This window comes from Sphingopyxis selenitireducens, from assembly GCF_051550705.1.
Classification (GTDB): Bacteria; Pseudomonadota; Alphaproteobacteria; order Sphingomonadales; family Sphingomonadaceae; genus Sphingopyxis.
In genome coordinates, this window is the sequence record NZ_JBPULG010000001.1 from 134,987 (window position 1) to 149,050 (window position 14,064).

Consider the following 14,064-nt stretch of genomic DNA (forward strand, 5'->3'; position numbering starts at 1 on the left):
GTTTAGCGCGTCGTCGGCGGGGTGCCGGCGGCGGGTGCTGCGGCTGCGGCAGGCTGCGCGGCACGGGCGGCGTCCATCAGCTGCTGGTTGCGCTGCTGGACCAGCTGGCCCGGCTGGTAACCCGCGGGAACCGCGATCGAGACGTTGGGCAGAATCTTGTTGAGTTCGGCGACCACCGCATCGGTGATGTCGACGTTGTTTTCGCGCGCCAGCACCGCTTCGGGGTTGATCAACAGGTCAACCTTGCGTGCGGTCATCGCCGCCTTGATTGCCTCGTTCATGCGAACGCTGATCTGGTCTTCGACATAAGCGACAGCGAGATCGACGGGCCCGCCGATACGGCCGAGTTCGGCCTGAGCCGCCTGACGCTTGTCCTGCACGGCCTTGGCAGCAGCCTGAAGCGCGGTCTGGTTCTGCGGGGTCTTTTTCGATTCTTCGTTATATTTCGCGATCAGGACGTTGATTTCGGCTTGAAGCGTCTGGCCGCGCGACTGCTGCTGATCGATCTGCGCCTTATAGGTCGTTTCGATCTGCTGCGACGCGGTGCTGAAAGCGTTGGAGCGCGCGGCCGCCATGCGGACGTCGGCGACCGCGACGGCTTTCGCCTGCGCGATGGCCGGGGCCGACAGGATCGGCGAAACCGACAGGGTGGCGACGGCGAGTGCCGAAGCGGCAAGAATTTTCTTCATCAGAATTGGGTTCCTACGTTGAATGAGAAGCGTTTGGTGTCGTCGCCCTCTTCTTTACGAAGGGCGTAAGCGAAATCGATCCGGAAAGGACCAAAGGGAGAGTTCCAGTTAACCCCGGCACCGATCGCAACGCGGGGCATCCAGGTGTCGCCGAAAAAGCGTTCTTCGAACGGGTCCATGCGCGAAAAGCCGGTCGGACAGGTCGTATACTGGCCGGTCGGGGTCGTGCCGTTCAACGTTTCCGTCGCAAACTGGCTGCCCCCCGTGTCCTTGTTACGGCAAAGCGACTTGGTCAGATTGTCGGTCGGATCCATGAAATTCGCCAGCGTCGTCAACTCCGGACGCTTCACGCTGAACACCGAACCCACGTCGAGGAAGATCGACGGCCGCAGCCCGAGTTCCTTCGCGCCGGTGCCGAGCGGAATATCCATCTCGATCCGGCCCTGATAATAGGCACGTCCGCCGAGAGCATCGTCGATCTGGCCGCGATTTCCGCTGGTGTCCGTGATAACAACCGGGCTGGCGGGGTTGGTATTGTCGACCGCATAGCGGATGACGCGCGGGCCGACGCCGCGAATGTCGAAGCCGCGCATCTGCGGTTCGCCAAGGAAGAAGCGGTCGGTCAGGCGAACCTTGTCGCTGCCCGCGCTCGGCGCGCTGCCAAAGGGATAGATATAGCCGCCCTCGGCCGAGACGTTGAGGATGAAGCGGCTACCCATATTGAAATGCTTGCTGCCCGACAAACGGGTACGGACATATTTCACGCTGCCGCCGAGGCCGGCGAAATCCTGGCTGAGCGACAGCGACTGTCCGCGCGTCGGACGCACGCGGTTGTCACGGTCGTCATAGGCCAGCGTAAAGCCGACGAGCGAGGTCGTGCGCTTGCCGATCGCGTCGCACAAATAGCGGCCGGCGATCAGCGGATCGCAATTGTCGCCGAAATAATAGAGCGACTTGTCGAGCGACACATCGTCGAAGTTCAGGCTGTAGCGGCCAAAGAGCGACATGAATTCGGTCAGCGGAACGCCGGTGTTGAGCTGGAAGCCCGTCGTGACCTGTTCGAAGGTCGTGCGGCGATCATTGTTGATCCCGAAACCGAAGGAGTTGAGGTCGCGGCGATAGACGCTGCCGCCGATCGAGATGTTGCGATCGAACAAATAGGGTTCGGTGAAACCGAGTTCGATCGACTTCGAATAGCTCGAATAATTGACCGACGCCTGAAGCTGCTGACCCAGGCCGCGGAAGTTGCGCTGGCGGATCGAACCCTGGAGCAGGAAATTCTCGATCGACGAGAAACCGGCCGACAGCGACAATTCACCGGTCGGCTTTTCCTCGACATTGGTTTCGAGAATGATGCGGTCGGGGGCGCTGCCCTCCTTGCGCTCGATCGCCAGATTTTCCTGGAAATAGCCCAGGCTGTTGAGGCGGTTCTCGGTGCGCTTGATGCCAAAACTGTTGAAGGCGTCGCCTTCGTTCAGGCGGAATTCGCGGCGCACGACCTTGTCGTGGGTCAGCGTGTTGCCGTTGACGTCGATCCGCTCCACATAAGTACGCGGGCTTTCGGCGACGTTGAAGGTGATCGCCATCGTCCGGGTTTCGGCATCGCGGCGGAATTCGGGATTGATGTCGGCAAAGGCGTAACCGAACAGGCCGGCGGTTTCGCTCAGGCTTTCGACAGTGTCCTCGACCAGCTTGGCATCATACCAGTCGTCCTTTTTCATCGGAAGCATGGCCTTCAGCGTTTCCGGACGGAAATCGCGCAATTCGCTTTCGACTTCGACGTCGCCGAACTTATAGCGTTCGCCTTCCTCGACGACATAGGTGATGATGAAGTCCTGCTTGTTGCTCGTCAGCTCGGCCACCGCCGAAATGACGCGAAAATCGGCATAGCCATTTTTCAGATAGAACAGGCGGACCTTCTGCTGGTCATAGGCAAGGCGGTCGGGGTCATAGCTGGTGTTCGACGACAGGATCGTGAGCAGCCCCGATTCCTTGGTCGCCATCTCGCCCTTCAACTCGCCATCCTTGAACTTCTCGTTCCCGATGATGTTGATCTGGCGGACCTTGGACTTTGGACCTTCGTTGATTTCGAACACGACATCGACGCGATTCTGATCGAGCGAGACCATCTTCGGCTCTACGGTCGCGGCGAAGCGGCCCTGACGCTTATAGAGTTCGATAATGCGCGCGACGTCGGCGCGGACTTTCGACCGGGTGAAGATCTGACGCGGCGACAGCTTGATCTCCGGCCGGATCTTGTCTTCCTTCAGGCGCTTGTTGCCCTCCAGGATCACGCGGTTGATCACCGGGTTTTCGACGACCTGGATCGTCAGCGCGCCATTGTTGTCGCTGATCTGATAATCCTTGAACAGCTCGGTCGCCGCAAGGTCCTTCAGTGCCTGATCGAGAACCGAGCGGTCATATGCCTGACCGACGCGCAAACGCAGGTACGACAGGATCGTCTGCGCCTCGAGCCGCTGGTTGCCGGTGACCGTGATCGACTGGACCGTGGCGGCCGACGGAGCGGCCTCCGGTGCCGGAGCCGGGACGGTCGGCGGCGCAACCTCTTGCGCGAACAGCGGCGCGGCGGGCCATGCCAGCATCGTTCCTGCCAAAAGAACTGCCGACAGCTGCGTCCGCGCTGAATATTTGTGTGATGCCACGCTGTTCATCCCGAAAAAACAAAATCCCTGCGCAAGGCCCCGCTCCGGCCAAGTGCGCGCTCTCCCTGCCCCAGACTCGCTAGCCAATCAAGCGGGCGATCCCGTCCCAGACCCCGATTGAGCCCAAATCGTTGAAAGTCACGACCAGCATCAGCGTGACGATCGCCGCAAAGCCAACACGAAAGGCCCATTCCTGGGCCTGTGGCGGTGCCGGGCGCCGCCGCACCGCTTCATAGCCGTAAAAGAGCAAATGGCCACCATCCAGCATCGGCAATGGCAACAAGTTTATGAACCCCAGATTGATGGAAATGAAGGCAGCAAAGAAGATCAGTTGCTCGATCCCGAGCGACGCCATCTCCCCCGATGTCTTGGCGATCTTGACCGGACCGCCCATCTCCTTGATCGACCGATCGCCCGTCACGAACTGGACGAGTACCGACGCGGTCATCCGGACGATCGCGACCGTCTGATCGACGCCGTGACCGATCGCCGCGATCGGCCCCACCGAGGTATAGACCGGTTTGCCAGAGCGGATGCCCAGGATCGCCCGTTCCGATTTGTTTCCGAACCGATCGGTTTCGGTGATCATTTCGGGCTTCAGCGTCAGCGCGAACCGCGCATCGCCGCGCTCGACCAGCAAATTGGCCGACTTTCCAAGATTATAGCCGATGGCCGGCAGAATATCGCTGAACGCGTGCATCGGCCGGCCGTCGATTTCGACAATGCGATCACCGGCTTGCAACCCCGCGACCGCAGCGGGGCGCCCGGGTTCCACCTGCCCCACCACCGCCGGCGTCTGCGCCAGTCCATAGGCAAAGGCGAATGCCGCCAGAATCCCGATCGCGAACAGGAAATTGGTGACCGGTCCCGCAAGGACGATCAGCGCGCGTTTCCACACGGGCTGGGCAGGAAAGCTCTGCGAGCGTTCGCCCTCGGGCAGCGCCTGCCATTCGGCGTCGGGCCGGCTCGCCGCGTCGCGGTCGCCCGCGAACTGGACATAACCGCCGAGCGGCAGCCAGCAAATCCGCCATTCGGTGCCGCGCTTGTCGGTCCAGCCGAAAATCTTGCGCCCGAAACCGATCGAAAAAGCGTCCGCCTTCACCCCGCACCAGCGGCCGACGATATAATGCCCATATTCATGCACGAAGACGAGCGGGCCGAGAACCCCCAGAAAAGCGACGAAATAGAGCCAAAGCGGAACGTTAGACATGTTCGTACTGGTCCACAAAATGCTGCGCGGCCGCGCGGGATGCGGCATCGACGCTGAATATGTCGTGAAGCGATGCCGGCACCGCGGGCGCATCGGCATCCATCACCCGGCGCACCGTATCGACGATCGCCGGAAAGGAAATGCGGCCGGCAAGGAAAGCGGCGACCGCCACCTCATTCGCGGCGTTGAGCTGCGCCGGGCGTGCGCCGCCCTCGGCGATCGCGGCGCGGCAAAGCGCGGTCGCCGGAAAACGCACCTCGTCGGGCGCCTCGAAATCGAGCCGCGCGATCGTCGTGAGGTCGAGCGGCGCGCAGGGCGTCGCCATCCGCTGCGGCCAGGCAAGCGCCGATGCGATCGGGATCCGCATATCGGGCGACCCGAGCTGCGCGAGTGTCGAGCAGTCGATATATTCGACAAGGCTGTGGATCACCGACTGCGGGTGGACGAGGATTTCGATGCGCTCAAGCCCGATCGGGAACAGATGATGCGCCTCGATCAGTTCGAGCCCCTTGTTCATCATCGTTGCCGAATCGACGCTGATCTTGGCGCCCATCGACCAGTTCGGATGCGCGACCGCCTGTGCCGGGGTGACGCGCGCCATGTCGGCGGCGCTCATCGTGCGGAACGGTCCGCCGCTGGCCGTCAGGATGATCCGGCGCACCTGATCGATGCGCCCGCCCGCGAGGCACTGGAAAATGGCATTATGTTCGCTGTCGACCGGCAGGATAGTCGAGCCCGACGCCCGCGCCGCGGCCATCATCAGCGCGCCCGCCGACACCAGCGATTCCTTGTTGGCCAGCCCGACATCATGCCCGGCGGCCAGCGCAGCCATCGTCGGCGCGAGCCCGGCGGTGCCGACGATCGCCGCCATGACCAGATCGGTCGGCCGCCGGGCCGCTTCGACCAGTGCATCGGCGCCCGCCGCGGCTTCGATCCCCGTGCCCGCCAGCACCTCGCGCAGCGCGCCCAGATGCGCCTCGTCGGCGATCACCGCGACATCGGGACGAAATTCGCGCGCCAGCCGCGCCAGTTCGGCGACATCGCTGTTCGCGGTCAGCACCGCGACCGCCCAGCCCTCGCCATCGCGGCGAACAAGATCGAGGGTCGATTGCCCCACCGATCCCGTGGCGCCGAACAGCGAAAGGCGGCGCGTCATCTCAGCCACCCGCCTGCACGGCGATCTGTCCGGCAAAGGCCAGTCCGCCCAGGATCAACGCGACCGGCAGCAACCCGTCGACGCGGTCGAAGACGCCGCCATGTCCCGGAATGAGCTTCCCCGAATCCTTGACCCCGGCGCGGCGCTTCATCCAGCTTTGCGCAAGATCGCCGAGTTGGGCGAGCAGGCCCATGATCAGGCCGATCCAGAGCGGAACCCCGACGATCTCGCCGCGATCGCCCAGCGTCGCGCCGACGATCAGCGCCGCGATCATCCCGCCGATCAGCCCCGACCAGGTTTTGGATGGGCTGATCTTCGGCGCGAGCCGCGCACCGCCAAAGGCACGGCCGGCAAAATAGGCGCCGATGTCTGTCGCCCAGACCATCGCAAACACCCACAGGGCTGCGGTGACGCCCAACTGGTCGCGGATGAACCACAATCCCGCGATCGCACCGACCACGATCAGCAGACCGAGCAGTTGAAGGGCGATGCGGCCGCCACCGCCCAGCCCCATCGCGCGGACGAGCCCGACCCATTCAACCAGAAGCAGCGCGCCGCCGACGAACAGCAGCAGCGCAAAAGCGAGGCCGCCGAACCACAGCGCGGTGCCCGCGATCGCCAACATGACGATCGCCGATCCCAACCGCACCCACAGATCCGACTTCACCGCCGTTGCCATCCCTATAATCCCCCGTAACGGCGTTCGCGCCGCGCAAAATGGTCGAGCGCCGCCGCCAGATCGGCGGGCTTGAAATCCGGCCACAGCCGGTCGGTAAAATAGAGCTCGGCATAGGCCGATTGCCACAGCAGGAAATTCGACAGCCGCACTTCGCCGGAGGTCCGGATCAGCAGGTCGAGCGGCGGCAAGTCCGCGGTGTCGAGGTTTGCCTCGATCGCCTCGGCGGTGATCTCTCCCGCCGCAGCGGCCGCCTTTGCCGCGCGCACCAGTTCGTCCTGCGCGCCATAGTTGAGTGCGACCGCCAGCGTCGTGCGCGTGTTGCCCTCGGTGCGTTCGAGCGCATTTTCGATGAGCGCGACGACGTCGGGAGCCAGCCCGTGCCAGTCGCCGATCACTTTCAGCCGCACATCATTGGCGGCGAATTCGTCGAGATCGCTGATGATGAAACGCTTCATCAGCCCCATCAGGTCGCTGACCTCTTCCTCGGGCCGTTTCCAGTTTTCGGACGAAAAGGCATAAAGCGTCAGCGCCTCGATGCCCAGGTCGCCCGCCGCGCGGACGATGTTGCGCACGGCTTCGACACCCGCCTTGTGACCCGCGACGCGCGGCAAAAAGCGCTTCTTCGCCCAACGGCCGTTGCCGTCCATGATGATGGCGACATGGCGCGCACCGTGATTTCTCGTTGACATCGGCTAACTCAAAAACCGTTCGTCCCGAGCTTGTCGAAGGGCCGTTCCGTCTCCGGGCAAGAGAAGGACGGGGCTTCGGCAGGCTCAGTCCGAACGACTGAAAGGAAAGTGCCCAAAAGCACTAGCCCAGAATTTCCTTTTCCTTGGCCGACGCAGCCGCATCGATTTCGGCGATCGTCGCGTCGGTCAGTTTCTGCACCTCGGCTTCGTGGCGCTTGCGATCGTCCTCGCTGATTTCCTTTTTATTCTCGTCCACCTTCAGATTGTCCATGCCATCGCGGCGGACGTTGCGCACGGCGACGCGCGCGGCTTCGGCATATTTGCCGGCCAGCTTGGACAGTTCCTTGCGGCGCTCCTGCGTCATTTCGGGGATCGGCAGGCGCAGCGTCTGGCCATCGACGATCGGATTGAGGCCGAGGCCTGCCGACCGGATCGCCTTGTCGACCGGACCGACGTTCGACTTGTCCCACACCTGCACCGACAGCATGCGCGGCTCGGGCGCGCTGACCGATGCGACCTGGTTCAGCGGCATGTGGCTGCCATAAACCTCGACCGTGACCGGATCGAGCAGCGCGGTATGCGCGCGGCCGGTGCGGAGGCCCGAAAGGTCGCTCTTCAGCGATTCGACCGCACCGTGCATCCGGCGTTCCAGGTCGGCCTTGTCATATTTCGCCATCGTCTTTTCCTCTATTCCAAGCTTTGCCGGCGTCGCTGCCGGACATGATCTCTTCAGTCGGCGTCGCCGACGTCATTTCGTCAGTCGGCGTCGCCGACGATGGTGGAAACACCCTCGCCCGTCAGAACGCGCGCCAGATTGCCGGGTTCACGGATATTGAACACCACAATCGGAATATGATTGTCGCGGCAAAGCGCGACCGCACTGGCATCCATCACCTTCAGATTGTCGGCAAGGACGCGGTCATAGCTGAGCCGGTCGTAACGGACCGCGTTCGCGTCCTTCTTGGGGTCGGCATTATAGACGCCATCGACGCTGGTGCCCTTGAGCAGCGCGTCGCACTTCATCTCGGCAGCGCGCAGCGCGGCGCCGCTGTCGGTGGTGAAATAAGGCGCGCCAACGCCCGCAGCAAAAATCACCACCCGGCCCTTTTCCATATGACGCTCGGCGCGGCGGCGGATGACGGGTTCGCACACCTTGTCCATCTCGATCGCCGACTGGACGCGGGTTTCCACCCCCAGCTGCTCGAGCGCATTCTGCATCGCCAGCGCGTTCATCACGGTGGCGAGCATGCCCATATAGTCGGCTTGCGCGCGGTCCATGCCCTTGGCGGCGCCCGCCATACCGCGAAAGATATTGCCGCCGCCGATCACCAGACAGATTTCGAGCCCGCGCTCCTTCGCTGCCTTCACTTCGGCGGCCATGCTGGCGACGGTGTCGGGGTCGATGCCGAAGGCGCTTGAGCCCATCAGCGCCTCACCCGACAGTTTCAACAATATGCGTTTCAGGCCGGGCAATGCCATATTGCGATAATACCTTTAGCTGGGGGAAATATGCGAATGGCGCGCACCCTAGTCAGAGTACGCGCCATTGCCAAGCGGAGTGCCGCGCCGCAGCGCAGCAATTCCACGTTTATTGTGTCAAACGCCAGAGACCTTCGCGACTTCTGCCGCGAAATCGCTTTCTTCCTTCTCGATGCCTTCGCCGAGCTGGAAGCGGGTGAAGCCCTTGAGCGTGATCGTCGCGCCGACATCCTTGCCGGCAGCCGCGACGACTTCGGCGACCGGGGTCTTGCCGTCCATCACAAAGAGCTGCGACAGCAGCGCATTTTCCTTGCGATACTTCGCGATCGAGCCGTCAACCATCTTCGAGACGATTTCGGCGGGCTTGCCCGACTGGGCAGCCTTTTCTTCGGCGATCGCGCGTTCGCGTGCGACCAGATCGGCGTCGAGGTCGTCACCGTTCAGCGCCAGCGGGTTCGCGGCGGCGACGTGCATCGCCAGCTGCTTGCCCAGCGGTTCGAGAACGTCGGCACCGGCGGTCGATTCGAGCGCGATGAGCACGCCGATCTTGCCCATGCCGGGAGCGGCAGCGTTGTGGACATAGGCGGTGACGACGCCCGAGTTCACGGTCATGATGACCGAACGGCGCAGCGACTGGTTTTCACCGATCGTCGCGACATTCTGCGTCAGCGCCTCGGCAACGGTGCCGCCGGCGGGGTAAGCCGCAGCGCCCAGCGCGTCGATATCGGTGATGCTGCCGGCGAGCGCGACCTGGGTCACGTCACGGACAAAGTCCTGGAACTGTTCGTTCTTCGCAACGAAGTCGGTTTCGCTGTTGACCTCGACCATCGCACCGCGATTGCCGTCGGTGGCAACGCCAACCAGACCTTCAGCAGCGACGCGGCCAGCCTTTTTGGCAGCGGCGGCGAGACCCTTGGTGCGCAGCCAGTCGATCGACGCTTCGATGTCGCCGCCATTTTCGGCAAGCGCCTTTTTGCAGTCCATCATGCCGGCGCCGGTGCGGTCGCGCAGTTCCTTGACGAGAGCGGCCGTAATTTCAGCCATGGGTGATCCTTTCCAAAAAAGGGCGGGCCGTGAAATTCGGCCCGCTGCTGCGCCGCGCACATGGCGGCGCGATAAGTCAATGCGATGACCGGGGCGGCGGCCGCACGAATGCAGCCGCCGCCGGGGTCACGTCAGGCGCGCTTATGCGTCGCTCTGGCGCTCGGTTTCTGCGGCCGCTTCGGCCGGAACCTGTTCGTCTTCGGTCACGGCCGGTGCGGCTTCTTCGACCAGCACGGGTTCGACAACCGGGTTCACTGCGGCGCCAAGGTCTTCGCCGCGATCGGCGCGAGCCTGCTGGCCGCCACGGGTCGCCGCCTGGGCCACCGCGTCGCAATACATGCGGATCGCACGGGCGGCGTCATCGTTCGCCGGAACCGGGAACGCGATGCCGTCGGGCGAGACGTTCGAATCGAGGATCGCAACGACGGGAATGCCAAGGACGTTGGCTTCCTTGATCGCCAGCTCTTCCTTGTTCGCGTCGATCACGAACATCACGTCGGGAATGCCGCCCATGTCGCGGATGCCGCCCAGGCTGAGTTCCAGCTTGTCGCGTTCGCGCGTCTTGTTGAGCACTTCCTTCTTGGTCAGGCCCGAGGTGTCGCCCGACAGCTGCTCTTCGAGCATCTTGAGGCGCTTGATCGAACCCGAGATCGTCTTCCAGTTGGTGAGCATGCCGCCCAGCCAGCGATGGTTGACGAAGTGCTGACCCGAAGCGCGAGCCGCATCGGCGATCGGGCCCTGTGCCTGGCGCTTGGTGCCGACGAACAGGACCTTGCCGCCCGACGCTGCCGACGAGGCAACGAATTCGAGAGCGCGCGCGAAAAGCGGCACGGTCTGCGACAGGTCAAGAATGTGGATGCCGTTGCGCGCGCCGAAGATATACGGCTTCATGCGCGGGTTCCAACGGTGGGTCTGGTGGCCGAAGTGGGCGCCAGCTTCGATAAGATTCTGCATCGTGACGACAGGGGCCGCCATAGTCTTTCTCCTTCCGGTTGGTCCTCTGGAAAGCAAGAACCGAGGCATCCGCGAGGGATGGTCCCGGCACCGGTTTATGTGCGCCTTCCATGTGGAATGGGCGGGCCGTTAAACGCCCTCGCCGCGAAAAGCAAGGGGGAAGCGGCCTTTTTGCGCCCGTCCGTGCCCTCGATTTCGGCGCGCGCGAAATGGCGGCACGACGACAATCGCACTCGGTTCGTCGCAAAAAGCTTGAGAACAAAAAGGGAACATGGAACAAAAGCTCAGCGGAGCCGTCCCATCGACATCAGGGTTTTCGCACGAAAAAACCGGAAGGACAAGATCATGGTTCAGGTCGCAGCCGCTCTCCTTTTCGCCATCGCCGCCGGGCTTGGCATCACCGTGATCGTCGCAATGCTGAAATCCAATGAAGATGCGATCCTGTCGGCGCTGCTCGGCGAAGGCGCCTTCCCCGTCGCGGCAACACCGAAATCGGGTCCTGCGCCGCGCGTCCTGCCGCTGCGCCGGACCGGGGCGCGCGCGATTCGCAACGCCGCCCGCGCCCGGCCGCAGCTCAGCCGCGCCGCCTGACCTTCGCATAGCTGGCGAGCCCAAAGGGCAGCGCAAGCACATAGAGCGCGCACACCGCGAGCAGGGTCCACCAGGGCGCCGTCACCAGCGCCGCGCCGAACAGGCCGACCCCCGCCAGCGCAAAAATCCGCCACGAACGGCGCAGGCGGATCGACGACCAGCTATAGGTCGGGATGGCAGAGATCATCAGCATCGCGACGCCCAGCGCCCACGGCATGACGATATACCATTGGCGGAACAGGTCGTTGTCGGTCACCAGCCACAGATAGACGGGAACGAACGACAGCCCTGCCCCGGCCGGCGCCGGAATTCCGGTCATGAAACCGGCCGATTTATGCGGCTGAAAATCGGCATCCATGCGCGAATTGAAGCGCGCGAGACGCAGTGCGCAGCAGACCGCGAGCGCAAGCGCGGCGGTCCATCCGAATTTGGGCGCCTCGTCGAGCGACCAGAAGAAAAGGATCATCGCCGGCGCCACGCCAAAGGCGATCACGTCGGACAGCGAATCGAGTTCGGCGCCAAATTTGCTTTGCGCGCGAAGCAGCCGCGCAATGCGGCCGTCCATTCCGTCGAGCACGCCGGCCACGATGATCATCGTGATCGCCGCCGCCCAATCCCCGTCGATCGCAAAACGAACCCCGGTCAGGCCCGAGCAAAGCGCCAGAATGGTGATGGCATTGGGCGCAAAGGCGCGCAGGGGGATGCCGCCGATCCGGCGACGCTCGATGTCGGGCACCGCGCGCCCGTCGTCGGTCAGCTTGGCATCCGACACATTATTGCCCAACGCCGTCGATCGTTTCGGCCTTGCCGATCCGCGCGACGATGGTTTCGCCGGCGAGCGTGCGCTGGCCCAGCAGCACCTGCGGGGTCGTCCCCGCAGGCAGATAGACGTCGACGCGGCTGCCGAAACGGATCAGCCCGACGCGCTGACCGGTCGAAAGCTCGGCCCCCATGCTGACGAAGGGCATGATGCGCCGGGCGACGAGCCCCGCAATCTGGGTAAAGCCGATGCGGACGCCATCGGCGCGCTCGACGACGAAATGCTGACGCTCATTTTCCTCGCTCGCCTTGTCGAGGTCGGCGTTCACGAACTTGCCCGGAATATAGACGAGCTTGCGAAGCGTTCCGGCGACCGCGGTGCGGTTGATATGGACGTCGAACACGCTCATGAAAATCGACACGCGCAGCATCGGCGCGTCGCCCAGCCCGTCGAGGCCGGCAATTTCCGGCGGCGGCGCGACTTCGGCAATCTGCGTCACCAGCCCGTCGGCGGGGGCGATCACCAGATCGCTGCCCGTCGGCGTAATCCGCACCGGATCGCGAAAGAAGGCGCCGACCCAAGCCGTCACGCCGGCCATCAGCCAGCCGAGGATTTCCCAGCCGAGCAGCCAGAAACACAGGGTGATGATCGCCGCGATCAGAAGGAACTTGCGGCCTTCGGGATGGATCGACGGCCAGCGCCACTTGATACCGCCACCGGGGCGGTTGGAGGAAATGGTTGTGGACATGGCAGTCTTCTAGGGCGGCCATCCCGCACTGACAATGGGATATGGGTAACATGGGCTTGTCGGGGCACCGGCAGGGCCGCGACGACGGTTGAACAATCGCGCCGCATTGCCTAAGGCGCGTGCAAATCCGACTCCCCAAGGAAAAAGGCACTATTATGGGCAAGATCAAGGTAGCCAACCCGGTCGTCGAACTCGACGGCGACGAAATGACCCGGATCATCTGGCAATGGATCCGCGAACGGTTGATCCTGCCCTATCTCGACATCGATCTCCACTATTACGACCTCAGCGTCGAGATGCGCGACGAGACCAACGACAAGATCACCGTCGACGCCGCCAATGCGATCGCCAAATATGGCGTCGGCATCAAATGTGCGACGATCACCCCCGACGAAGCGCGCGTCGAGGAATTCGGCCTGAAGAAGATGTGGAAGTCGCCGAACGGCACGATCCGCAACATCCTGGGCGGCGTGGTGTTCCGCGAACCGATCGTCATGAAGAACGTCCCGCGTCTCGTTCCCGGCTGGACCGATCCGATCGTCGTCGGCCGTCATGCTTTCGGCGACCAGTATAAGGCGACCGATTTCCGCGTCCCCGGCCCCGGCAAGCTGCGCCTGGTTTTCGAAGGCGAAGACGGCACGCTGATCGACGAAGAAGTGTTCCAGTTCCCGTCGGCGGGCGTCGCGATGGGCATGTACAACCTCGACGATTCGATCCGCGACTTCGCGCGCGCCAGCCTGAACTATGGCCTCGCCCGCGAATGGCCGGTGTATCTGTCGACCAAGAACACGATCCTCAAGGCCTATGACGGCCGCTTCAAGGATCTGTTCGAGGAAGTCTTCCAGGCCGAATTCAAGGAAAAATTCGATGCTGCTGGCATCGTTTACGAACACCGCCTGATCGACGACATGGTCGCATCGGCGCTCAAGTGGAGCGGCAAGTTCGTCTGGGCCTGCAAAAACTACGACGGCGACGTCCAGTCGGATACCGTTGCACAGGGCTTTGGCTCGCTCGGCCTGATGACCAGCGTGCTGATGACCCCCGATGGCCAGACCGTCGAATCCGAAGCCGCACACGGCACCGTGACGCGCCACTATCGCATGCACCAGCAGGGCAAGGCGACGTCGACCAACCCGATCGCGTCGATCTTTGCATGGACCGGCGGGCTCAAGCATCGCGGCAAGCTCGACAACACCCCCGAGGTGACGAAGTTCGCCGAGACGCTCGAGCGCGTCTGCGTCGACACCGTCGAAAGCGGCAAGATGACCAAGGATCTGGCGCTGCTGATCGGTCCCGATCAGAATTGGCTGACCACCGAAGGCTTCTTCGAGGCGATCGTCGAAAATCTCGAAGCGGCCATGGCCGAATGAACAACCGAACAGGTTGACATAGATATCTAGCC

The 14,064-nt window shown here is 63.2% G+C and carries 14 protein-coding genes; 2 read left to right on the top strand and 12 right to left on the bottom strand.

Annotation, left to right across the window (positions count from 1 at the left end; genetic code table 11):
- Positions 1-2: 2 nt before the first annotated feature.
- From ACSYDV_RS00585 to rpsB, 10 genes are all read right to left on the bottom strand, one after another.
- Complete coding sequence (locus tag ACSYDV_RS00585) at positions 3-689, bottom strand: OmpH/Skp family outer membrane protein (protein WP_438321798.1); 687 nt, start codon at positions 687-689, stop codon at positions 3-5.
- Positions 689-3,361: an outer membrane protein assembly factor BamA gene (bamA, locus tag ACSYDV_RS00590; protein WP_438321799.1), complete on the bottom strand. Its 2,673-nt coding sequence runs from the start codon at positions 3,359-3,361 to the stop codon at positions 689-691. Before bamA ends, ACSYDV_RS00585 begins: the two co-directional genes overlap by 1 nt.
- Positions 3,362-3,431: 70 nt before the next feature.
- On the bottom strand, positions 3,432-4,562 hold the full coding sequence (rseP, locus tag ACSYDV_RS00595; protein ID WP_438321800.1) for an RIP metalloprotease RseP: 1,131 nt from the start codon (positions 4,560-4,562) through the stop codon (positions 3,432-3,434).
- Positions 4,555-5,718 (bottom strand): 1-deoxy-D-xylulose-5-phosphate reductoisomerase, encoded by a 1,164-nt coding sequence (locus tag ACSYDV_RS00600; RefSeq protein ID WP_438321801.1) that lies wholly within the window; start codon positions 5,716-5,718, stop codon positions 4,555-4,557. The genes rseP and ACSYDV_RS00600 overlap by 8 nt, the downstream gene beginning before the upstream one ends.
- A gap of 1 nt (position 5,719) precedes the next feature.
- Positions 5,720-6,397: a phosphatidate cytidylyltransferase gene (locus tag ACSYDV_RS00605; RefSeq protein WP_438321802.1), complete on the bottom strand. Its 678-nt coding sequence runs from the start codon at positions 6,395-6,397 to the stop codon at positions 5,720-5,722.
- A 2-nt stretch (positions 6,398-6,399) separates the two neighbouring features.
- Positions 6,400-7,086 (bottom strand): polyprenyl diphosphate synthase, encoded by a 687-nt coding sequence (gene uppS, locus ACSYDV_RS00610; protein WP_438321803.1) that lies wholly within the window; start codon positions 7,084-7,086, stop codon positions 6,400-6,402.
- Between the two features lie 121 nt (positions 7,087-7,207).
- Complete coding sequence (gene frr, locus ACSYDV_RS00615) at positions 7,208-7,762, bottom strand: ribosome recycling factor (protein WP_438321804.1); 555 nt, start codon at positions 7,760-7,762, stop codon at positions 7,208-7,210.
- Positions 7,763-7,842: 80 nt separating this feature from the next.
- Positions 7,843-8,565, bottom strand: coding sequence for a UMP kinase (gene pyrH, locus ACSYDV_RS00620; RefSeq protein ID WP_438321805.1), 723 nt, complete (start codon positions 8,563-8,565; stop codon positions 7,843-7,845).
- A 117-nt stretch (positions 8,566-8,682) separates the two neighbouring features.
- The gene (gene tsf, locus ACSYDV_RS00625; RefSeq protein WP_438321806.1) at positions 8,683-9,609 is read right to left on the bottom strand and encodes a translation elongation factor Ts; all 927 of its coding nucleotides are present in this window, start codon (positions 9,607-9,609) and stop codon (positions 8,683-8,685) included.
- A gap of 141 nt (positions 9,610-9,750) precedes the next feature.
- Positions 9,751-10,584, bottom strand: a complete 834-nt coding sequence (rpsB, locus tag ACSYDV_RS00630) for a 30S ribosomal protein S2 (RefSeq protein WP_438321807.1) — start codon at positions 10,582-10,584, stop codon at positions 9,751-9,753.
- Between the two features lie 324 nt (positions 10,585-10,908).
- Here rpsB and ACSYDV_RS00635 point away from each other — a divergent pair, with 324 nt between their 5' ends.
- Positions 10,909-11,154 carry a hypothetical protein gene (locus ACSYDV_RS00635; RefSeq protein WP_438321808.1) on the top strand — a complete coding sequence of 82 codons (246 nt, stop codon included), beginning with the start codon at positions 10,909-10,911 and terminating at the stop codon, positions 11,152-11,154.
- Here the strand turns inward: ACSYDV_RS00635 and ACSYDV_RS00640 are convergent.
- Both ACSYDV_RS00640 and ACSYDV_RS00645 read right to left on the bottom strand, forming a co-directional pair.
- The gene (locus ACSYDV_RS00640) at positions 11,138-11,926 is read right to left on the bottom strand and encodes a CDP-alcohol phosphatidyltransferase family protein (RefSeq protein WP_438321809.1); all 789 of its coding nucleotides are present in this window, start codon (positions 11,924-11,926) and stop codon (positions 11,138-11,140) included. The two genes, ACSYDV_RS00635 and ACSYDV_RS00640, sit on opposite strands and share 17 nt — an antisense overlap.
- Position 11,927: 1 nt before the next feature.
- Complete coding sequence (locus tag ACSYDV_RS00645; RefSeq protein ID WP_438321811.1) at positions 11,928-12,662, bottom strand: phosphatidylserine decarboxylase; 735 nt, start codon at positions 12,660-12,662, stop codon at positions 11,928-11,930.
- Positions 12,663-12,817: 155 nt separating this feature from the next.
- Between ACSYDV_RS00645 and ACSYDV_RS00650 the strand changes: the two genes are divergently transcribed.
- Positions 12,818-14,032 (top strand): NADP-dependent isocitrate dehydrogenase, encoded by a 1,215-nt coding sequence (locus tag ACSYDV_RS00650; protein ID WP_438321812.1) that lies wholly within the window; start codon positions 12,818-12,820, stop codon positions 14,030-14,032.
- Positions 14,033-14,064 lie beyond the last annotated feature (32 nt).

Bases quoted from the DNA above. Each gene is read 5' to 3' on its own strand.
- ACSYDV_RS00585 (WP_438321798.1), bottom strand. From the start codon at position 689: ATGAAGAAAATTCTTGCCGCTTCGGCACTCGCCGTCGCCACCCTGTCG.
- bamA (WP_438321799.1), bottom strand. From the start codon at position 3,361: ATGAACAGCGTGGCATCACACAAATATTCAGCGCGGACGCAGCTGTCG.
- rseP (WP_438321800.1), bottom strand. From the start codon at position 4,562: ATGTCTAACGTTCCGCTTTGGCTCTATTTCGTCGCTTTTCTGGGGGTT.
- ACSYDV_RS00600 (WP_438321801.1), bottom strand. From the start codon at position 5,718: ATGACGCGCCGCCTTTCGCTGTTCGGCGCCACGGGATCGGTGGGGCAA.
- ACSYDV_RS00605 (WP_438321802.1), bottom strand. From the start codon at position 6,397: ATGGCAACGGCGGTGAAGTCGGATCTGTGGGTGCGGTTGGGATCGGCG.
- uppS (WP_438321803.1), bottom strand. From the start codon at position 7,086: ATGTCAACGAGAAATCACGGTGCGCGCCATGTCGCCATCATCATGGAC.
- frr (WP_438321804.1), bottom strand. From the start codon at position 7,762: ATGGCGAAATATGACAAGGCCGACCTGGAACGCCGGATGCACGGTGCG.
- pyrH (WP_438321805.1), bottom strand. From the start codon at position 8,565: ATGGCATTGCCCGGCCTGAAACGCATATTGTTGAAACTGTCGGGTGAG.
- tsf (WP_438321806.1), bottom strand. From the start codon at position 9,609: ATGGCTGAAATTACGGCCGCTCTCGTCAAGGAACTGCGCGACCGCACC.
- rpsB (WP_438321807.1), bottom strand. From the start codon at position 10,584: ATGGCGGCCCCTGTCGTCACGATGCAGAATCTTATCGAAGCTGGCGCC.
- ACSYDV_RS00635 (WP_438321808.1), top strand. From the start codon at position 10,909: ATGGTTCAGGTCGCAGCCGCTCTCCTTTTCGCCATCGCCGCCGGGCTT.
- ACSYDV_RS00645 (WP_438321811.1), bottom strand. From the start codon at position 12,662: ATGTCCACAACCATTTCCTCCAACCGCCCCGGTGGCGGTATCAAGTGG.
- ACSYDV_RS00650 (WP_438321812.1), top strand. From the start codon at position 12,818: ATGGGCAAGATCAAGGTAGCCAACCCGGTCGTCGAACTCGACGGCGAC.